The sequence below is a fragment of the Myxococcus sp. CA051A genome, from assembly GCF_013336705.1.
In the GTDB taxonomy this organism is placed as follows: Bacteria; Myxococcota; Myxococcia; order Myxococcales; family Myxococcaceae; genus Myxococcus; species Myxococcus llanfairpwllgwyngyllgogerychwyrndrobwllllantysiliogogogochensis.
Window position 1 is genome coordinate 375,813 of the sequence record NZ_JABUMS010000009.1, and the last position, 18,254, is coordinate 394,066.

Here is an 18,254-nt window from a genome sequence, read left to right on the forward strand (position 1 = left end):
CCCAGCCACGGAGGAGACGACATGGCGGATACACCGATTGCCGTCACCGGCTGCACGGGTCGACTCGGGGGACGCATCGCGCGTCGGCTCGCGGCCCAGGGAGTCGCTCAGCGACTCATCGTTCGCGACGCGAAGCGGGCTCCTTCGCTGCCGGGTGCAGAGGTCCACGTCGCGACCTATCGAAATCGCGACGCGCTCGCCCGCGCACTCGAGGGCGTGCGGACCGCGCTCTTCGTGTCCGCGAAGGAGGCGCCGACCCGACTGGAGGAGCACTTCGCGTTCATCGAAACAGCGGCGGCCGTGGGCGTGGAGACGCTCGTCTACACGTCGTTCTACGGCGCGGCCCCGAATGCCACCTTCACCTTCGCGAGGGACCACTGGGCCACCGAGCAGCGCTTGCGGGAGCAGCGCTTCTCCTCGGTGATGTTGCGAGACAACCTCTACCTGGACTTCCTCCCCATGATGGCGGGAGAGGACGGCGTGCTCCGAGGCCCCGCGGGGCATGGACGGGTCGCGGCCGTTGCACAGGACGACATCGCCGATGTCGCCACCTCCGTGCTGCTGAATCCCCGCGAGCATCGGGGCCGCACGTACTCGCTGACCGGACCGGAGTCGCTGACGCTCGACGAGGTCGCCGCCGTGCTCAGTCGGAAGCTGGGGCGTCCCATCCGCTACCAGGCGGAGAGCATCGAAGAGGCGTATCGCTCGCGGGCCCGCTACGGGGCCGAGCAGTGGCAGGTGGATGCGTGGGTGAGCACATACACGGCCATCGCCGCAGGTGAGCTGGCGGACGTCACGACCGACGTCGAGCGCGTGGCGGGACATGCGCCCATGAGCCTGGAGACCCTGCCCCTGACGTGAGCCTAGGGCGCCGGCTTGTGGGCCTTCAGCACCCTCTTGAGTTCCTCCGCGATGAGGTCGAGCTTCCGCTCCGTGTCGAAGCCGTCGCAGGTCGCGCGGTACTCGGCCTCCTTCGAGTTCCAACTCGGGATGACCCAGAGCTTCTCGCAGTCACACCGCAGCCTGGCGAGCAGCTTGCGCCCCTTCTTCGCGCGCAGCTCCGCGACCCAGCAGGAGTCCGCGCAGCCACACGAGCGGTACTCCAGGACCTGCGACTTGTCCTCCCAGGGAATCGTGTAGAGGGGATGTTGCGCTGGCGCGAGCCCTGGCAGCGCGAGCACCGCGACGCCCGCAAGCCACCGCCACGACGTGGCACTCCGCTGCGACATGGTCCGCCCCTCGGCCTTTCAGCGCATGCCCAGGAGCGGGCCCGCGCGATGAGGGGAGCATAGCCGCTCGCGCTGTGTCCACAGAGCCATCGTCAGTTGCACTGCGATGTCGAGCGCCGGGCAGTCTCCGCCTCCAGTTGCTTCAGCCGCTTCGTGTCGTTGGCGTCCATGCCCCCGAAGCGCTTGGCGCCACACATAGACCGTCGGCTCGCTCACCCCGTGCGTCTTCGCGGTCTCCGGTGAGGAGGACCGCGCGGAGCTGGACACGCTGATGCGGGTGAAGTGGCCGCGCTGAGTCCTCGCTCCCGGGCGGGTTCGGTCGTAACCTCCGTGGCGCACCCCAGGCCACGTGCCACCGGAGGGCTCATGCATTCGACCGAAGGTCGCGCGGGCAGGGCAACTCGTTTCGACCTGATGCTTGCGTACGGACAATGGCAGGGTTCGGGTCGCCACCGGAATCTGCCGCGCGGCGCGGCGGCGGCGGCGGAGATCTGCGCGCGCTACGCGCCGCGCGTGGACGTTCCGCTCAGCGACGCGACGGGCGATGACTTCGATGTGATCGCCTGGCCCGCCTTGTTCGAGCAGTTCCGCGCGGCGCACGAACTCCTGCGGCGGCACGCTCCCGAGCGCGTGCTCACAGCAGGCGGCGATTGCGCGGTGGACATCGCGGTGATCGGCTATCTGGCACAGCGGCACCCCGGGCTCACCGTCGTCTGGATCGACGCGCATTACGACGCCAACACGCCCGAGACGTCGCCGAGCAGGAACCTGCACGGCATGCCGGTCAGCGCCATCATGGGCTACGCGCCCGGCCCGATGCGGGAGCTGCTGACGGCCCCGATCTCCGCGGACCGATTCTTCTATTACGGCGTGCGAGTGGGGGACGAGGGCGACCTGGAATTCCAGAGGCAGCATGGACTCGCGCTGCTCGACGAAGCACGCGTGTCCGGCCGGAAACTCCACATCCATTTCGACCTGGACGTCCTGGATCCAGACGAATTCCCCCACCTCGCCTACCGCGAGCCCGGCGGGCCTTCAGTGGCCGATGCGGTGTCGCTGGTCGAACGGCTGGCCGCCACCAACGATGTCGTCGGCCTGACAATCACCGAGTTCGCGCCCGACAGCGACGTCGCCGCCGCGAATGGGGGCATGGTCATCGCGCGCCTGTGCGATGCCGCGCTGAAGGGGACGGAGCGGGCGCGCGGTTCGGGAGGCGGTGCCTAGCCGTTCGTACCGGTCGACGGCTCGAAGCCGTCCGTCCGCCCGCCGTCAGCGCCGCCCTGCAGCGGGCGGAAAACCGTGGCGCTTCGCCCCCCAGGCGACGAGCAGCGTCGGCACCAGCAGGATGACGAGCATCCACGGGAAGGAAACGACTCCCAGCGTCTCGAGGAGCACGCCGCCCGCGATGCCGCCCCCCGCGATGGCGATGTTCCAGGCCGTGACAATCATCGACTGGGCGACGTCCGCCGCCTCTCCCGCCGCCTTCGCGGATGCCGTCTGGAAGAGCGTGGCGGCTCCGCCATAGGCCAGCCCCCAGACCGCGACGCCCGCGTAGACGACAGCGGGAACACTCCCCCACAGACCGAGCGCGAACGACACCAACACGAGGAGCGCCGTGCTGACGAGCACCAGCTCTCGCAGCCAGCGATCAATCAAGACGCCGATGACCCAGATGGAGACGAGCGCGAAGACACCAAAGACAAGCAGGACGATGTCGATGTTCTTCGCCATGCCCGCCGGAGCGAGGAAGGGCGCGATGTACGTATAGAGAACGTTGTGCGAGAGCACGAAGGCGAGCGTGACGAACAACACGGACCGGATCCCCGGCAGCATGAACACCTTCCGGATGGACATGCGACGGTCCCCCGTCTGGCCCGGGAAGTCTGGGAGCCTGACGAACACCCAGCCGACCAGGATGACGGTGAGGATGCTCATGATGCCAAAGGTGACGCGCCAGCCGACGGCGGCACCCAGGAAGGTCCCGGCAGGGATTCCGAGCGAGAGCGCGAGCGGGATGCCCACCATGGCGATGGCCATCGCCCTGCCCTGCTGGTGCTCCGGCACCATGCGCGCCGCGTAGCCGGCGACAAGCGCCCACAACAATCCCGCGAACACCCCGGCGAAGAACCGCGCGCCGAGCGTCAGCACGAAGTTCGTCGACACCGCCGTCACCGTGTTGACGACAACGAAGCCCAGGAGGGCGAGGATCAACAACGGGCGACGTCGCCAGCCCTGCGTCGCGGCCGTCAGGGGAATCGCCGTCACCAGCGTGCCGATGGCGTAGAGCGTGACCAGTTGGCCGACCAGTGCCTCGGAGACACCAAGGTCCGCGCTCATCCGAGGCAGCAGCCCCGCGGGCAGCGCCTCGGTCAGCACGGTGATGAACGCGGCCATGGCCAGGGCAAGCAGCCCGGCGATGGGAAGCCGCTCCTCCCGCTCGGCCGTGCCGTCAGCGTGTCGGAGTCCGGGAGCAGGCGCGGCCTGGGCGCGGGGCGTGGTCGTCGAAGTCATGGTGTCGCCAGTCAGAGGAGAGGGAGGACGTCGGCCGACGGCGAAGCCACCACCCACGGGGCGAGGCGACCTCCGTCGACGTCGATGGCTGAAACAATAGATTCGAGGTGCGGTCACGACCACCGCGCTACAGTTCCGAGCACATCGGACAGAAATGTCCGCAATCGAGGTTTGGCGCATGGACAGTCTCGGCTCACTCAATGCCTTCGTGCAGGCCGCGGATGCGCGCAGCTTCACGCTCGCCGGACGGCAGTTGGGGGTGTCGTCATCGGCCATCGGCAAGGCCGTGGCTCGACTGGAGGAACGGCTCGGCGTGCGGCTCTTCCACCGCTCCACCCGCACCATCACCCTGACGCCAGAGGGTGCGCTCTTCCTCGAGCGCTGCCGCCGCATCTTCTGCGAGGTTGAAGCCGCGGAGCTGGAGCTCGCGCAGACGCAGGGTGCGCCGCGCGGCAAGCTGCGCGTCAGCATGCCCCTGGCCGGCATGTTGATGATGCCGACGCTGAGCGCCTTCATGCGCGCGTATCCCGAAATCGAGCTCGACCTCGACTTCTCAGACCGGCTCGTCGACGTGATTGATGAAGGCTTCGACGGGGTGGTGCGCGCGGGCGAGGTGAGCGACTCCCGGTTGATGACGCGGGTGCTGGGCACCTTCCGACTCACGCTCGTCGCCTCGCCCGACTATCTCTCGCGAAGAGGGACGCCCCGGAAACCCGATGACCTCAAGTCCCATGCGTGCCTGCATCACCGCTTCGCGACCAACGGCAAGCTGGAGCGCTGGCCCCTGCGACGCGGGCGCAAGGAGCTGGAGCTGCCGACGACGGCGGTCGTGAGCACCATCGAACCGCTCATCTTCATGGCCGAGCAGGGCCTCGGCATCACCTGCCTGCCGGACTTCGCCATCCGCCGCCAGCTCGCGGACGGCACCCTGGCGACGGTGCTCGAACACCACACGCAGCACGAAGGCACGTTCCGGATGCTGTGGCCGTCCAGCCGCTACCTGTCTCCCAAGCTGCGCGTCTTCGTGGACTTCATGGCGAAGCACCTCTTCAGCCAGAGTCGCTAGACTGGCGCGACACCATGACCGCCCTGCTCACCGAAGAGAACGTGCTGCGGCAGCTCCGCCATCGACTCCAGTCGAGCACCTGGCGCCACATCGTGGTGCTCACGGGCGCGGGCATCTCCGTGGCCTCGGGCCTGCCCACCTATCGCGGTCCCGGTGGACTGTGGACGCGTCCTGGAATGGAAGAGGTCCCAGACGTGGAGCTCCTCGCACGAGACCCCTCTCGCGTCTGGAAGCTCTTCGGCTCGCTGCGAGAACTCGTGGGGGACGCCCAGCCGAACGCGGCGCACCTCGCGCTCGCGGAATGGGCGGGGCGGCTCGGGAAGGGCTCGACCTTCACCCTCCTGACACAGAACGTGGATGGGCTCCACACCCGCGCGGGCAGCCCGGAGGTCGTCGAGCTGCACGGCTCCCTGCTGCGCACCTGCTGCTCCAATCCAGCGTGTACGCAGAGCCCCTTCGAGGACACTTCACAGCCCGATGCGGCCCCCGCGTGCCCCGCGTGCGGTCACTTCCTCCGCCCCGACATCACCTTGTCTTGTTCGGTGAGCCCCTCCCCGTGGACGCGGAGTGGGCGGCCAAGAAGGCCCTGCGCGACTGTGACCTCTTCATCGCCATCGGAACGTCCGGGACGGTGGCACCCGCAGCCAACTTCGTCCGGGGCGCGAAGTACGCGGGGGCGTGGACGCTCCTCGTCAATCTCACCCCCATGGAGCCCCGCCATCCGGACTTCGACGTCGAGGTCCTGGGGCCCGCGGAGCAGGTTCTTCCCGTGCTGCTCTCGACGGCGTCGACCTTGGCCTGAAGTGACGCATGTCAGGGATTCCGCCAGGCAATGCACCGCGTCAGGCAATTCCAGGGAGACTGTTCTTTTGGCCCGTTGAGGAAATCAGACATGGGATGCCCCTAGAATGGCAGCCATGAACTGTCTGAGTCTTCGCGCGGCGCTTCCATGGATGGCCACCGCCCTGTTCCTCACCGCTTGTGGCGGTGGCCGGGACGCAACGGGAGAATGTCGAGGCACCTATCTGGGAGAGGCCGTGGTCTGGCCCATCGATGGCGTGGCGTCCCGGTTGATGGACGAGGCCTACGATTCCAACTGGGTGAACTTGACCTATCTCCCGCGCGGTCAGGCGGGACTGACGGGCTTTGGCGTGGACATCCTCCTGGATAAGGACAGGCGCATCGATGAGGGCAGTGGCTCGCGGACGGTGCTGCTCATCAACAAGGAGACCGAGTTCGCCCCGGAGGTGAATCTGCTGGTGCACGGCTGGTATGGCACCCTGAGAAAATCGTCGGGCTCCGGGAGGGGCTACCACGAGGCGTCCGGACTGCCGAGGGGAGGCTCCGTGACGTTCGATGTGGTGGACGACAAGCGCGCCGCGGGTCACTTCATCTACCGCTATGAGAATGGCGACGAGCTGACCTGCACGTTCGACGCGCCGACCCCGGCGGAGGCGGAAGGCATCTTCGGCGGCGCGGGTGACGGCGACGACGATGACGACTGAGCTGTCCTCAAGGACGCGGAGAGCAACCCGCGTGAGCCATGCTTCGACAACCGCGAGTGAGGCCGCCGTCCCCTACCATGCACACACGGGGGCACCTCACCTGGGGCCCTGAGCTCACGTCGAGGCCGCGTCTGGAGTAGATTCACGGATCGTCCATGCTTCCCCTCCTCTTGTCACTCCTTGTCGCCGCTGGGACCATGCCCTCCCCAGAGATTTCGTCGGCGAATCTCAAGAAGACTTCCGCCTTCCAGGACTGGCGTCGCGGACGATTCCTCGTCGAGGAGCAATGGGTCGAACTCCCAGAGGTCGGACTTCGCGTGGGCTACTTCGTCGTCCCCAGTCCATGGACCCGCGACCGCGTGGAACCGCCCCTCTTCCATGACGCTTTCTTCGTGGTGGACCCACGCACGGGGCAGCCCGTTGCCCCGGCTCTGGTGCGAACGAGCCTGCCGCTCAATGGCTGTCCGACAATGGGCGAGGTGGCGCGGCTCGTCCCCGAGCCCGAGAGTGCGACCTCCGCCGCCATCCGCTTCGGCAATGGTCCTCAGCGATGTCTGGTCCGGCTCCAGCGCAAGCAGAAGGTATGGGGCGTCTCCCTCTTCCCGGATGAAGGACGCTCCCCCGAGGAGGCCTTTCCGGAGGCAGCGGTCGCCCTGGAGAAGGCACTGGGTCCCAGGGACGGAGGGGCCCGCGACCTCACGTGGGCCTACCTGCCCAACTCCCGCTGGCTGCTCGCCGCGCCTCGGGATGGGTGCTCCCTGTGGGTCATCGACAGCGTCAGCTCGAAGGTGGATGCCATGGCCAGCGAGGCCATGACACGGAAGATCTGCGCGTGTGTCGAGGAGATCCTCCCCGACGCCGACGAGTCCATCTCCTTGTCCCGCGTCGCGGACAGCTTGAGCTGGTCGGGCGGGGGCACCGCGCTTCCTACCTGTGATTGCACGTTCGCGCAGAAGGGCGAGGCAGACGTCACGTGCGAGGCATACATGGGGCGCACATACTCCCTTCCGCAGGTCGAGGAGATGCAAGAGAGCGGATGGACGACAGAGAGTAGCGCCGACAGAGACCTGAAGGAGTTGGAGGGCCTCCATCGCATCCGCCAAGACCTGCTTGCCGTGAGCGAAAGTGCGCTCACTCAGTGGAGCACGGGGCAGCAAGAGGCGGCGCTCAGTGAGTGGACCACAATCTACCGGACATGGCTCGCGGAAGGCCGGCTCATCGCCGGGGCGCCCCTGGACCTGCGCAATGGATTCCGGGTGGTGAGCGACATCCTGAGGCCACAGGTGGACCAACAGAGGGAGGCGATCATCGACCTCTGGGCCGAGATCCTCAACAACCTCGGCTTCGCGCTGTGGTCCCACAAGGAGTGGTTCCAGGCCCAGGCCGTCCTCGACGACTGCCTGGCGCTGCTCACCGCGACGGGCCACGAGCGCGACGTGCTCTATTTGAATCGGGGAGACCTGTTTCGGGACATGGGGAAGGGACCTGAGGCCATCAATGCCTATCGGTCCTTCCTGTTGCGAAAGAGCACTGCGGCTCAACGCAAGTATGTGGAGAGAGAATTGCGGAAGCTTGAGCAGCGCTCGAAGTGACGGTCTGCCTCAGGGACAGCGGCGCCTGCTGACAGGGCTGCTGCACCGCGGCGGGCGGCAGGGCGTGCCGCAGGGCTCCTGCTGTCTGCTGAAGGGCAGCGCGAGGAGGGTGTCCAGGCCTTGGAGGCTCGTGGGCACCCCGGCCAGCCTTCCCGTCTGACGCCTGCGGCCTGAGCGCTGCTGCTCAAGGACGTGGAGAGCAACCCGCGTGATCAATGCTCCAGCCCGACCTGGCTGTATGACCCACTGGCTTTCGGGGCGTGCATCTCGGCCTGATTTGCCGTGACACAGACGAGGGCGCCTGGCGCGCGGCCCGAGGTCACTCCCACGTCGACATGGGGCCGAGGTTGAGGATCTGCTGGAAGCCCTGCTCCTTCAGCAGCTTCTCGGCGCGAGCGCTGCGTCCACCGCTGCGGCAGTAGATGACCAGGGGCTTCTCCGGCGAGCCGAGCTCCTGGAGTCGCTGGGACAGGTCGTCCACGGGGATGTTCACCGCACCGGGCAGGTGACCGGCGGCGAACTCCTCCGGGGTGCGGACATCCACCAGGGTGGCGCCCGCGTCGACCCAGCGGTGGGCCTCGTCGCGGACCGGCCGTTGCCGGCTGGCACAAGCACCGAGGAGGAGACTCGCGAGCACGGTCGCGACGACGAGAGAGGACTTCATGGTGAGGCTCCGGAGGCAGGCAGGTGCGCCAGCGCACCTTCGATGGAAGACAGGGTGAGCTTGCACGCGGGGACACTGGCGGCAAGCCCTCATGCGCGGGGAGCGGGCCCCTCGTCACTCGACTGTCCACTCCTGCCCCCGCGGGTCGCACTCTGAGGATGAGGGGCCCGAGACCTTTCCCCCTCGAGTCACAGGGACACGAGGCTTCGACATGATCTTCCGCCAGCTCTTCGATTCCGAGTCCTCGACCTACACCTATCTCCTCGGAGATGAGTCGACGGGTCAGGCGGTCCTCATCGACGCCGTGCTGGAGCAGGTCGACCGAGATCTTCAGCTGGTGCGCGAGCTGGACCTCACGCTGACGCATGTCTTCGACACCCACGTACATGCCGACCACGTCACAGCATCTGGTGCCTTGAGGGCGAGGACTCGGTGCACGGTGGTGGGGGGCGTGAGAGGTGCCGCATGCGCCGACGTCCAGGTCCACCACGGGGATCACCTGCGGATTGGCCAGCTCGACTTCCAGGTGCTCGCGACACCGGGCCACACGGACGACAGCGTCAGCTACCTCCTGGGGGACCGTGTCTTCACCGGGGATGCCCTGCTGGTGCGCGGCAACGGGCGCACCGACTTCCAGAACGGGGACGCGAGCCAACTCTACGACAGCGTCACGCGGGTCCTCTTCGGGCTCCCGGACACGACGCTCGTCTACCCCGCGCACGACTACAAGGGCCGCACCGTCACGAGCATCGCCGAGGAGAAGCGGCACAACCCCCGCGTGGCGGGGAAGAGTCGGGAGGAGTTCATCCGCATCATGGAGCACCTCGACCTGCCCAAGCCGAAGAAGCTCGACGTGGCCGTTCCCGCCAACCGGGCGTGCGGACTCACGGCGTCCTCGCCCTCTTCGACACCTGCACACTGATGGCAGGGGATGAGTTGGGCCTCATGTCAGTTGCGCGGAGTCCGTCGATCTTGGCGTAGACTCTCCGCATCCGAGGATGGAACGTGACGACGCGAAGCCTGGCGATTCCATCCTGGGCTTCAGGAGTCGCATGAGCAGTCTCAGGATGAGCGCCGCGAAGTTCTGGTTGGGCCTCCGAAAGAAGTACCGCTCGGACCCCGAGGCCTTCCGGCGGACCGCGAAGACGCGCACGTATCCCACCGTTCCTGCGCTACCGCGCGCACTGCACGCGCTCACGAACGTGGAGGAACGAAAGGTCGCCGGACGCGCGGTGTTCAAATTGACGCCACGCCAGCGTGCCAGCGGATGGCACCTCATCTACGCGCACGGCGGCGCGTACGTGAACGAGTTCATCCTCCCTCACTGGCGCATCATCGAGTCACTCATCCGGCACACCGGTGCGAGTGTCACCGTCCCCATCTATCCGCTGGCGCCCGAATTCACGCATCGCGACGCCTATCCCTTTCTCACCGAGGTGTACCGGCAGGTCCTCGCCACGACCCCCGCGACACAGGTGGCACTGTGCGGGGACTCCGCGGGCGGTGGACTGGCACTCGGGCAGACGTTTCATTTCCGAGACCTCGGCCTGCCACTCCCGGGACGACTCATCCTGTTCTCGCCCTGGTTGGATCTCGCCATGACGAACCCGGGCATCCCCGCCATCGAGCCACGCGACGTCATGCTGAGCACCGCGCGCCTGCTGGAGGCGGGGCAGTGGTGGGCGGGGGGCGATGACCTCTCGCTTCCCACCCTCAGCCCGATTCACGGCGACCTGCGCGGATTGCCGCCCATCGACGTGTTCCAGGGCACCGATGACTTGTTCATCCTGGACGCCCGCGAGCTCCGCGGGAAAGTGGAGGCCGTGGGCGGAAGCATCCGGCTGTACGAGTACCCCGGCGCATTCCATGTGTTCGTGGGCGCGACCTTCACGCCGGAAGCGCGCGATGCGTTCCGGAAGGTGGCCCACGGACTGGGCTCGTCACATCGGGAATGAACGGAGCCAACCCGGAGTCACGACCGCGCGACGGGTGGCGCCCTTCCGTGTCCGTATTGCATCAGAGCAAGGCAACTAGAGCGAGACAGGCTGATGGCGAAGTGACTTGCGTCGGCGGGCGCTCATCAGAGCAGGGCGGCATCTGGAGCGACGTGTCGCCCCAGGTGTTCGCCCTCCATGCAACCGCGCCCGGCGAGAAGCGCGCCCGGCGAGAAGCGCGCCCGAGTCACTCAGGCGCCGACGAGGCCCTGTCCACAAACACGCAAGGTATTGCCCGTCACCCCGTATGCCCCGGGACTGGCGAAGAAGGTGATGAGTTCCGCCACGTCGCGCGGCTGGCCGCCCTGTGACAGGGAGTTGAGCCGGCGGCCCACCTCGCGCGTCATGAGAGGCATCTTCGCCACCATGGCCGTCTCGATGAAGCCCGGAGCCACCGCGTTGGCGCAGATGCCACGTGGCGCGAGCGTCGGCGCGAGCGCCGCCACGTAGCCGATGAGAGCCGCCTTCGTCGCCGCGTAGTTCGTCTGCCCGAAGTTGCCCGACACGCCACTGATGGAGGAGAGGTACACGAGGCGCCCTTCGTCCCGCAGCGCACCGGAGGCAAGCAGCGCTTCGTCGGCGGCGATGATGGCGGCGAGGTTGACGGACAGCACCTGGTCCCACGCCTCGGGCGTCATCTTGGCGATCGTGCGGTCACGGGTGATTCCCGCGTTGTGCACCACCACGTCCACGCCCCCGTGGCGCCCTTGCAATTCCGCCACGAGGCGTGCGGGCGCATCGGGGGCCGTGATGTCGAGCGCCAGGGCCTCTCCGCCCACACGGGCGGCTGTGGCCTCCAGGGCATCCTGGAGCGCGGGCACGTCCAGGAGAACCACACGAGCCCCCTCCTGCGCGAGGCGCTCGGCCGTGGCCGCGCCGATGCCTCGCGCGGCCCCGGTGACCAACGCCACCTTCCCTTTCAGCGCGGCCACCATGGGCGCCGAAACCACGGGGCGCACGGAGGACGTCACTCGGGCCGCCTGTCCGGAGACATAGGTGGCCTGCACGCCGCAGAAGAAGCGCACGGGCCCAGCGAGCCGGTCTTCGGCACCCCGCGCGACGTAAGCGAGGTTGGCCGTGGCACCGCGCCGTCCCACTTCCTTGCCCAGGCTGCGCACAAAGCCCTCGGCACCACGCGCCACGGCGGCCGCCGCGGGCCCCGGTGCCTCCTCGGGAAGCCCCACGAGGACCAGCACACGCGAGTTGCGCGCCAGTCGCGGCACCGTCGCGTGGAAGAAGTCGTAGAGGGAGCGCAAGTCAGCCGGGGTGGAGAGCCCCGTGGCGTCGAAGAGCGCCACATCCACACCTCGGCCCTCCTGCTCCGGCAACACGTCCAGCACGCGCGCGCCCCCGCCCGCGAGCGCGCTCCGGGCAGCCTCCGTCGCGAAGCCACCGGGCGCCGTGCCCAGCAACACCACACGGTCCACGAAGGGCTGCGCGACCCAGCCTTCCTTGGCCCGTGCCAGCGGAGGCGGGGTCGGCAGCCCCAGCGCCCTCACGAGCCCTCCCGTCACGGGGTTGTTCGCCAGCGTCATCAGCTTGTCGGCCATGAGGTCGTCGTTCTCTAGGTTTCGAGGATGGCGGTGACGGCCTGACCGCCCGCCGCGCAGATGGAGATGAGGCCCTTCTTGCCGGAGCCCGCCTCGGACAATGCCTTGGCCAGCGTACCCACGATGCGACCGCCCGTGGCGGCGAAGGGATGTCCGGCAGCGATGGAGCTGCCCTTCACGTTGAGCCGGTCACGCTCGATGGCCCCCAAGGCCCCCGGAAGCCCGAGCCGCTCGCGACAGAAGGCGTCCGACTCCCAGGCAGCCAGCGTGCACAGCACCACGGAGGCGAAGGCCTCGTGAATCTCGTAGAAGTCGAAGTCCCCCAGCGCGAGCCCGCGCTTCTGGAGCATGCGGGGGACGGCGTAAGCGCCGCCCATCAAAAGCCCCTCGCGCTCGTCGACGAAGTCGACCGCGGCCACCTCGCCCGCCGACAGATACGCGAGCACGGGCAGTCCGCGCGCACGCGCCCACTCCTCACTGGCGAGCAACACGGCCGAGGCGCCATCGGTCAACGGGGAGGAGTTGGCCGCGGTGATGGTGCCCTTCTCGCGGTCGAAGGCGCCCGGCAGCTTCGCCATCTTCTCCAGGGTGGTGTCCGGCCGCAGGTTGTTGTCGCGCGCGAGGCCCTGGTACTGCATCACCAGGTCGGAGAAAAAGCCCGCGTCGTAGGCACGCGAGAGGTGCTGGTGGCTCGCCAGCGAGAGGGCGTCCTGGGCCTCGCGGGTAATGCCATACCGGTCGGCCGTGCGCTGGGCATGCTGGCCCATGGACATGCCCGTGCGAGGCTCGGCGTTGACGGGAATCTCCGGCACGAACGCGCGCGGGTCGAGCAACTTCAGGGCCGCCGCGATCTTCGCCCCCTGCGTCTTCGCGCCGTTGATGGCCATCAGCGCGCGCTGCATCCGTCGGCTCACCGCGACCGGAGCGTCCGACGTGGTGTCGGTGCCGCAGGCGATGCCCGCGTCGATCTGCCCGAGGGCGATCTTGTTCGCCACGAGGATGCAGGCCTCCAGGCCGGTGCCGCACGCCTGCTGTACGTCATAGGCGGGCGTGGCGGCGTCCAGCCCGCTGGACAGCGTGCACTCCCGCACCAGGTTCCAGTCGCGCGAGTGCTTCATCACCGCGCCGCCGACCACCTCCCCCAGCCGGACGCCGCCCAGGCCCGTGCGCTCGACGAGACCCCGCAGGACGTCCGTCAGCATGTCCTTGTTGGAGAGGCGTGCGTACGCGGTGTTGCTGCGGGCGAAGGGAGTACGGAGGGCCGCGACGATGGCGACCCGGCGGGGAGGACCGTGGTTCATGGGGCGTTCCTATCAGCCGACGCTCGGCGAGGACACACCCGCGCGCAGCCAAGCCACGAGCGAAACCTCGAAATCCAAGAGGGCCGACTGCCTCGCGGCAACCGATGAGGGAATCGCGCCCCTGTGAAATAGCAGTACGGGTCGGTCAGTTCCGCCGCGCTCCGAGGGGCCCCTCTCCTCGGAGCTTGTCATCAACCATCAGAACGACTCGGGCGTTCCGGCTACGCGCTCGAACGACACCCCGAGGTTTCCTACCCCTTCGAGTGCGTTCTTGATGTCCTCTGAAACAACGAACGCAATCTTGAACTTCTTCAACCGAAAGACATGGGCGCCTTCAGTCTTCGAGGGGTCTATTCGCAGTCCGTAGATCCAGTTGTACTCTCCTTCATATTCAGGGACTGAGTCGTCCTTGTCATAGTGATGAACCTCCCGGCACCGTGCCTCGTCTATGGCATCAAGGACCTTGGTTGCATTGACGACGAAATACAATTCGGGCGCTCCGTCCACCGTCACCGGAAACAGTTGGACGTCATCAGGAGCCAGTGTTCTGAAGACATTCGCGAGTGCTTCGCTGACGATGGGAGTTCCCTCTACCCCTGCGAACACGAACGTGCGCTTCGTCCCGGGATGTGAAACTTGCGCCTTGATGGGTCCAGGGTGTGGAAGGACACGACCATCCGCGAACATCCAAGGCTCGTCAAATGCCTCACCAGAATCCCGTATCGGCGTCTTTAGAAGCCACTGGGGCACATCGCCAAGTCTCACCCAATAGAAGTTCCGTTCCACCCTACCCTCCTACTTCACGATGAAACTGCGCAATTCTGAGCCCTGTGTAAGCAACTCATCTGCAATCTTCGCGAGTTCCTTCATCAAACTGGCCCGGCAGCTCTCCGCCGTTCGGCAGCGCGCAACAGAACGAGTGAGGCGCTGAAGCACCTCATTGTGATAAAATTCGGGGTGAGGCCCCTCGTGCCCATTGAGCCGGACCTTGTTTGCAGCGTCCTCAAGAGTCATCCCGGCCTTCTTGAAGACCTCCTCGCACCTCGGCGTCCAAGGCCCCCCGGTAGTGTCTGCGATGGGGTTCTTGTTCGTGCAGATGTGATGAACGGGCCCGACCTCGTCACCGGGAATCCGCCCATCCGAGTACATCGCCAGGGCGGCAGCAGCTCCGGGCGCCAGAGCGACGTTCAGAACACCAGCGGCGGGCATCGCGATTGACGACACGCCGCCGTTCAGCGCCGCCCCGAGCTGGAATCCCGCCTCGGCCTGTCCTCGAAGCGCAGCCCGGGCGAAGCCGGGAAGCCTTGGCCCCTGGGACGCCATTGCGCTCTTTCCACCGAGGGCCGCCGTGACGAGCAGCACGAGGACGCGCGTGCCATTCGTCCCCAACACCCGTCCGAAGCGGTGGCCGATGTCCTGTAGCTCGATGACGCTCATTGCCCTGCCCGCATCATCCCACAACTGGACGAAACCTCGCCCGATCTCCCAGACCGGCACCACTCCGAGATAGGCCACCATCGCCGCCGTCAGGGCCACCGCGATGACCTTGGTGACGGGCTCGGGCAAGGTCATCGTGAGAAGAACGCTCAGCGCCGCCGAGGTCACCATGGCCTTGAGCGCCGCGGGGTTGAGCATCTTGCCGAGTTCTCCCTCCACAGCCTCCCATACAGCATCGAGCGCGAAGGACAGGGCCATGAGCGTTCGGTCCTTCCTCGAGAACGTAAGCCCCGTCCCTCCGACCAGGGACAAGCAACCATCCGAGTCGGGACAGATGCGCGCGTACAACGACTCGGGTGAACTCCCCGAGCCGGAATCCGCGAGACCGTTTGAGGAGGCAAGCAGCGTCCTGGACCGCACCCATCCTCGCTCATCTGCCGCTTCAGCCTCTCGGAACGCAACGTCCATCCTCAAGTCGAGGATGAGCTGCGTGAGGGCAGACTTGAACTCCTCCTCGTTCACCTCGACTGGGTCAACGTCCACCGATTTGTGAATGACTCGCTGACCATTCCCAGCATCAATCTGGACGACACGAGGGGTCGCACACCCCGACGCGAGCAGCAGCAGACCAACCACTGCAATCAACCTCATGGAATCCCCCAAAGGAACCCTTGAGCATCAGGGCGCCATATCCTGACTTTGGGGTCTGACAAATCCAATGAGAGCCCTGGAGTCCTGTCGCTCTGAACTCATCCAGCACGCCTTCAATTCCTATCACACTGGCGTCTGTCTGGGCTTGCCTTCCTACAAGGCGCTGGGACCTGGGGCACAGACGCGAACTCCATCGCCAGCGCCCATCACCGGCCTCTGGCTCGGCCTCTTCAATCCGACGGTGCGGGGGCGCGTGACAGCGGACATCCATCTCATCGGGGCCCCGTATGACGCGACCGACCCCGACTGGCTGTTCCGGGAGCGGTGGGGCAAGGGCACGCCCGACTCGGGCTCCACCGTCCTCGATTCCATCTACCAAGTCGCCTATGGGCACGAAGCCGGGCTCGGCAACGACGCCGAATATCCCCTGGCACTGGCCTATGCCGCGCTCGCTGTCCGGCATCTCGCACAGCGCATGGGTCCGACGCTCCTCGGGGACGCCACCCAGCGAGTCCTCAACGTCGGCTTCGATTCCGGCGACTTCCTGTGCATCGGCGCCATCCAGAAGGACGGCCTCATCTTCTCTGAAAATAGCGAGGTGATGGCACCCTGGAAGGGAGGATGACCCCGAAAGCAAAAAGGGCCGGCTGCCTCGCGGCAACCGACCCTTTTCACTGTTTGGAGCCGACACCCAGGCTTGAACTGGGGACCTACTGATTACGAATCAGTTGCTCTACCACTGAGCTATGTCGGCGGAAGGCGGCGCGCTGAGTACCATCGCGTTCGAAGTGGGGCAAGGAGAAATGATGTGCCCCTTCTTTTTGATTTTGAACACCCTGCTTCGAACACCAACGAACGGCGCTGGCACCGCGACAACGATGACACAGTGCATCCGCCGTGGGTGACACAGCGCGTTGCCATAAGTACCCGTCATCGCTCCGTTTTTCGGGACGGGAGGTGGGCGCCACGGCGGTTGACCCCCTGTGTCGCATATGCGCATAAGGGCCCCGCTATCCCCGCGTCCCCGGCCCCATGTGGCTGGGACCACAAGGAGCCACTTTCATCATGGCCAGCGAAGAGAACTTCATGCGCGCTCCCGCGCCCACGCCGAAGCGCACCGTCTACACCGAGGCGATGGAGATCTTCCATCGGGCGGCGGACCTCATCAAGCTGGACAAGCGCGTCCGCCTGGAGCTGGAAGAGCCCGACTACGAGCACATCTTCTACGTCACGGCGAAGCTGAAGGACCGCCTCGTCCCCCTCATCCCCGAGCGGGCCAAGACGTTCGCCGACCTGCCCGAGACGCAGGTGCGCAACAAGGAAGGCCTGGAGCTGCTCGCCAACGGCAGCATCATCCTCAACGGCCGCGCCCTCCTGGGCTCCGACGTCGCCATCCGCCAGGGCCACCTGCGCCTGCCGGACGGCAAGGTCTACCAGCTGGTCCCCGGTGAGTCCCAGCGCTTCAAGGCCTACCGCGTCCAGCACAACCAGGCCCGTGGCCCCTACAAGGGCGGCCTGCGCTACCACCGCGAGGTGTCCCTGGACCTCTTCAAGGCCCTGGCCGCGGAGATGACCTGGAAGACCGCCATCGCGGAAGTGCCCTTCGGCGGCGGCAAGGGCGGCATCCAGATTGACCCGCGCGAGTACGGCCGCGAGGAGCTGGAGGCCATCACCCTGCGCTTCATGTACCGGCTCAAGAGCCTCATCGGGCCGAACATCGACATCCCCGCCCCGGACGTGGGCACCAACCCGGAGATCATGGCCCTGCTGTACCGCCAGTTCTCCGACGGTGAGCGCGAGCGCCACAACCTGCGCGGCATCGTCACCGGCAAGGACGTCCGCATCGGCGGCTCCGAGGGCCGCGGCAAGGCCACCGGCCAGGGCGTCGCGTTCTGCATCGAGGACTACTACGCCGACCGTGGCGAGAGCGTGAAGGGCAAGACCTTCGTCCTCCAGGGCTTCGGCAACGTGGGCAGCCACGCCGCCATCATCCTGGGCGGCATGGGCGCGCGCCTCCTGGCCGTCAATGACTCCGACGGCACCATCTACAACGGGGACGGCATCGACGTGCAGGCGCTCACCGCCTACGTCCAGGACCCGAAGAACCTCAAGCGCAGCGTGCTGGGCTTCCCCGGCGCCCAGAAGATTGAAAAGAAGGACCTCTGGGAAGTGCAGGCGGACATCCTCCTGCCCGCCGCGCTGGGTGGTGAAATCACCGCCGAAATCGCCGAGCGCCTCAAGGTCAAGCTCATCGCCGAGGGCGCCAACGGCCCCACCACCCCGGAAGCCGACCGCGTCCTCCAGAAGCGCGGCATCGAGATGATCCCGGACATCATCGCCAACGCCGGCGGCGTGACGGTGAGCTACTACGAGTGGATCCAGAACAAGCGCATGGAGCGCTGGAGCGAGGCCGAGGTCGACCAGCGCCTGGAGCGCGCGATGAAGCGCAACTACCGCATCATCCGCGACATCTCCCGCAACCAGCCGCGCAAGACGGACATGCACGACAGCCGCGGCTACTGCGCCGGCGAGGCCGTGGACACCCGCTGCGCCGCGATGATCCTCGCGCTCAAGCGCATCGAGGCCCACTACCTCCTCGAGGGTTTCTCGCAGTAATCCGGGCGCGCTTTCCGCCCCCCTGAAACACCAAGGGCACGGCTCCTCTCCTCGAGGACCGTGCCCTTGTCATGCGTGGTGGGTGCCTCGGAAGTCGCCCCGTCGTGGCCCCCTGTCACGGGAGCGTCGGGCCACCCG

General features: G+C 66.9%; 17 protein-coding genes, 1 tRNA gene and 1 pseudogene. 11 read left to right on the forward strand and 8 right to left on the reverse strand.

The genetic code is table 11. The annotated features are described in order from the left end of the window. The first annotated feature begins 21 nt into the window (after positions 1 to 21). A complete protein-coding gene (locus HUA74_RS26485; RefSeq protein WP_174456771.1) occupies positions 22 to 861 on the forward strand; it encodes an SDR family oxidoreductase in 840 nt (279 codons plus the stop codon). A 2-nt stretch (positions 862 to 863) separates the two neighbouring features. Here the strand turns inward: HUA74_RS26485 and HUA74_RS26490 are convergent, their stop codons facing one another. Next, positions 864 to 1,229, reverse strand: coding sequence for a hypothetical protein (locus HUA74_RS26490; protein WP_174456772.1), 366 nt, complete (start codon positions 1,227 to 1,229; stop codon positions 864 to 866). Between the two features lie 366 nt (positions 1,230 to 1,595). On the opposite strand from HUA74_RS26490, the gene HUA74_RS26495 reads away from it, so the two are divergent. After that, on the forward strand, positions 1,596 to 2,453 hold the full coding sequence (locus HUA74_RS26495) for an arginase family protein (RefSeq protein ID WP_174456773.1): 858 nt from the start codon (positions 1,596 to 1,598) through the stop codon (positions 2,451 to 2,453). A gap of 45 nt (positions 2,454 to 2,498) precedes the next feature. Here HUA74_RS26495 and HUA74_RS26500 read toward each other — a convergent pair whose 3' ends face one another. Beyond that, the gene (locus HUA74_RS26500) at positions 2,499 to 3,740 is read right to left on the reverse strand and encodes an MFS transporter (protein WP_174456774.1); all 1,242 of its coding nucleotides are present in this window, start codon (positions 3,738 to 3,740) and stop codon (positions 2,499 to 2,501) included. A gap of 178 nt (positions 3,741 to 3,918) precedes the next feature. Between HUA74_RS26500 and HUA74_RS26505 the strand changes: the two genes are divergently transcribed. The 5 genes and pseudogenes from HUA74_RS26505 (at position 3,919) to HUA74_RS26520 (ending at position 7,903) form a co-directional block, all read left to right on the forward strand. Continuing rightward, positions 3,919 to 4,806: a LysR family transcriptional regulator gene (locus HUA74_RS26505; protein WP_174456775.1), complete on the forward strand. Its 888-nt coding sequence runs from the start codon at positions 3,919 to 3,921 to the stop codon at positions 4,804 to 4,806. 14 nt (positions 4,807 to 4,820) lie between these two features. Beyond that, positions 4,821 to 5,261 (forward strand): annotated as a pseudogene (locus HUA74_RS46880) (NAD-dependent deacetylase); the annotation flags it as partial. 101 nt (positions 5,262 to 5,362) lie between these two features. After that, positions 5,363 to 5,608 carry a hypothetical protein gene (locus HUA74_RS46885; protein WP_371817310.1) on the forward strand — a complete coding sequence of 82 codons (246 nt, stop codon included), beginning with the start codon at positions 5,363 to 5,365 and terminating at the stop codon, positions 5,606 to 5,608. 115 nt (positions 5,609 to 5,723) lie between these two features. Then, positions 5,724 to 6,311, forward strand: a complete 588-nt coding sequence (locus HUA74_RS26515) for a hypothetical protein (protein WP_174456776.1) — start codon at positions 5,724 to 5,726, stop codon at positions 6,309 to 6,311. A 155-nt stretch (positions 6,312 to 6,466) separates the two neighbouring features. After that, positions 6,467 to 7,903 carry a tetratricopeptide repeat protein gene (locus HUA74_RS26520; RefSeq protein WP_174456777.1) on the forward strand — a complete coding sequence of 479 codons (1,437 nt, stop codon included), beginning with the start codon at positions 6,467 to 6,469 and terminating at the stop codon, positions 7,901 to 7,903. Positions 7,904 to 8,222: 319 nt separating this feature from the next. Here the strand turns inward: HUA74_RS26520 and HUA74_RS26525 are convergent, their stop codons facing one another. Then, positions 8,223 to 8,567, reverse strand: a complete 345-nt coding sequence (locus tag HUA74_RS26525) for a rhodanese-like domain-containing protein (RefSeq protein ID WP_174456778.1) — start codon at positions 8,565 to 8,567, stop codon at positions 8,223 to 8,225. Between the two features lie 211 nt (positions 8,568 to 8,778). Here HUA74_RS26525 and HUA74_RS26530 point away from each other — a divergent pair, with 211 nt between their 5' ends. Together HUA74_RS26530 and HUA74_RS26535 are read left to right on the forward strand one after the other, a co-directional pair. Further along, entirely contained in the window at positions 8,779 to 9,489 is a 711-nt protein-coding gene (locus HUA74_RS26530) for an MBL fold metallo-hydrolase (protein ID WP_174456779.1), read from the forward strand. Between the two features lie 130 nt (positions 9,490 to 9,619). Continuing rightward, positions 9,620 to 10,522 (forward strand): alpha/beta hydrolase, encoded by a 903-nt coding sequence (locus tag HUA74_RS26535; protein ID WP_174456780.1) that lies wholly within the window; start codon positions 9,620 to 9,622, stop codon positions 10,520 to 10,522. A gap of 230 nt (positions 10,523 to 10,752) precedes the next feature. Here the strand turns inward: HUA74_RS26535 and HUA74_RS26540 are convergent, their stop codons facing one another. The 4 genes from HUA74_RS26540 to HUA74_RS26555 all read right to left on the reverse strand — a co-directional run bounded on the left by HUA74_RS26540 (position 10,753) and on the right by HUA74_RS26555 (position 15,500). Then, on the reverse strand, positions 10,753 to 12,111 hold the full coding sequence (locus HUA74_RS26540; protein ID WP_174456781.1) for a 3-oxoacyl-ACP reductase: 1,359 nt from the start codon (positions 12,109 to 12,111) through the stop codon (positions 10,753 to 10,755). A gap of 14 nt (positions 12,112 to 12,125) precedes the next feature. Continuing rightward, positions 12,126 to 13,412, reverse strand: coding sequence for an acetyl-CoA C-acetyltransferase (locus HUA74_RS26545; protein WP_174456782.1), 1,287 nt, complete (start codon positions 13,410 to 13,412; stop codon positions 12,126 to 12,128). Positions 13,413 to 13,610: 198 nt separating this feature from the next. Continuing rightward, positions 13,611 to 14,198, reverse strand: a complete 588-nt coding sequence (locus tag HUA74_RS45190; RefSeq protein WP_174456783.1) for an imm11 family protein — start codon at positions 14,196 to 14,198, stop codon at positions 13,611 to 13,613. Positions 14,199 to 14,207: 9 nt separating this feature from the next. After that, entirely contained in the window at positions 14,208 to 15,500 is a 1,293-nt protein-coding gene (locus HUA74_RS26555) for an AHH domain-containing protein (RefSeq protein WP_174456784.1), read from the reverse strand. Positions 15,501 to 15,645: 145 nt separating this feature from the next. On the opposite strand from HUA74_RS26555, the gene HUA74_RS26560 reads away from it, so the two are divergent. Then, positions 15,646 to 16,125 carry a hypothetical protein gene (locus tag HUA74_RS26560; protein ID WP_254625258.1) on the forward strand — a complete coding sequence of 160 codons (480 nt, stop codon included), beginning with the start codon at positions 15,646 to 15,648 and terminating at the stop codon, positions 16,123 to 16,125. A gap of 54 nt (positions 16,126 to 16,179) precedes the next feature. Here HUA74_RS26560 and HUA74_RS26565 read toward each other — a convergent pair. Beyond that, positions 16,180 to 16,254 (reverse strand) — tRNA-Thr (locus HUA74_RS26565). A gap of 311 nt (positions 16,255 to 16,565) precedes the next feature. On the opposite strand from HUA74_RS26565, the gene HUA74_RS26570 reads away from it, so the two are divergent. Further along, complete coding sequence (locus tag HUA74_RS26570) at positions 16,566 to 18,116, forward strand: Glu/Leu/Phe/Val dehydrogenase (RefSeq protein ID WP_174456785.1); 1,551 nt, start codon at positions 16,566 to 16,568, stop codon at positions 18,114 to 18,116. The last annotated feature ends 138 nt before the right edge of the window (positions 18,117 to 18,254 follow it).

Coding starts and splice junctions, on each gene's coding strand:
- HUA74_RS26505 (WP_174456775.1), top strand. CDS start 3,919: ATGGACAGTCTCGGCTCACTCAATGCCTTCGTGCAGGCCGCGGATGCG.
- HUA74_RS26540 (WP_174456781.1), bottom strand. CDS start 12,111: ATGGCCGACAAGCTGATGACGCTGGCGAACAACCCCGTGACGGGAGGG.
- HUA74_RS26570 (WP_174456785.1), top strand. CDS start 16,566: ATGGCCAGCGAAGAGAACTTCATGCGCGCTCCCGCGCCCACGCCGAAG.
- HUA74_RS26555 (WP_174456784.1), bottom strand. CDS start 15,500: ATGAGGTTGATTGCAGTGGTTGGTCTGCTGCTGCTCGCGTCGGGGTGT.
- HUA74_RS26525 (WP_174456778.1), bottom strand. CDS start 8,567: ATGAAGTCCTCTCTCGTCGTCGCGACCGTGCTCGCGAGTCTCCTCCTC.
- HUA74_RS26545 (WP_174456782.1), bottom strand. CDS start 13,412: ATGAACCACGGTCCTCCCCGCCGGGTCGCCATCGTCGCGGCCCTCCGT.
- HUA74_RS26530 (WP_174456779.1), top strand. CDS start 8,779: ATGATCTTCCGCCAGCTCTTCGATTCCGAGTCCTCGACCTACACCTAT.
- HUA74_RS26495 (WP_174456773.1), top strand. CDS start 1,596: ATGCATTCGACCGAAGGTCGCGCGGGCAGGGCAACTCGTTTCGACCTG.
- HUA74_RS26515 (WP_174456776.1), top strand. CDS start 5,724: ATGAACTGTCTGAGTCTTCGCGCGGCGCTTCCATGGATGGCCACCGCC.
- HUA74_RS26490 (WP_174456772.1), bottom strand. CDS start 1,229: ATGTCGCAGCGGAGTGCCACGTCGTGGCGGTGGCTTGCGGGCGTCGCG.
- HUA74_RS26500 (WP_174456774.1), bottom strand. CDS start 3,740: ATGACTTCGACGACCACGCCCCGCGCCCAGGCCGCGCCTGCTCCCGGA.
- HUA74_RS26535 (WP_174456780.1), top strand. CDS start 9,620: ATGAGCAGTCTCAGGATGAGCGCCGCGAAGTTCTGGTTGGGCCTCCGA.
- HUA74_RS26520 (WP_174456777.1), top strand. CDS start 6,467: ATGCTTCCCCTCCTCTTGTCACTCCTTGTCGCCGCTGGGACCATGCCC.
- HUA74_RS26485 (WP_174456771.1), top strand. CDS start 22: ATGGCGGATACACCGATTGCCGTCACCGGCTGCACGGGTCGACTCGGG.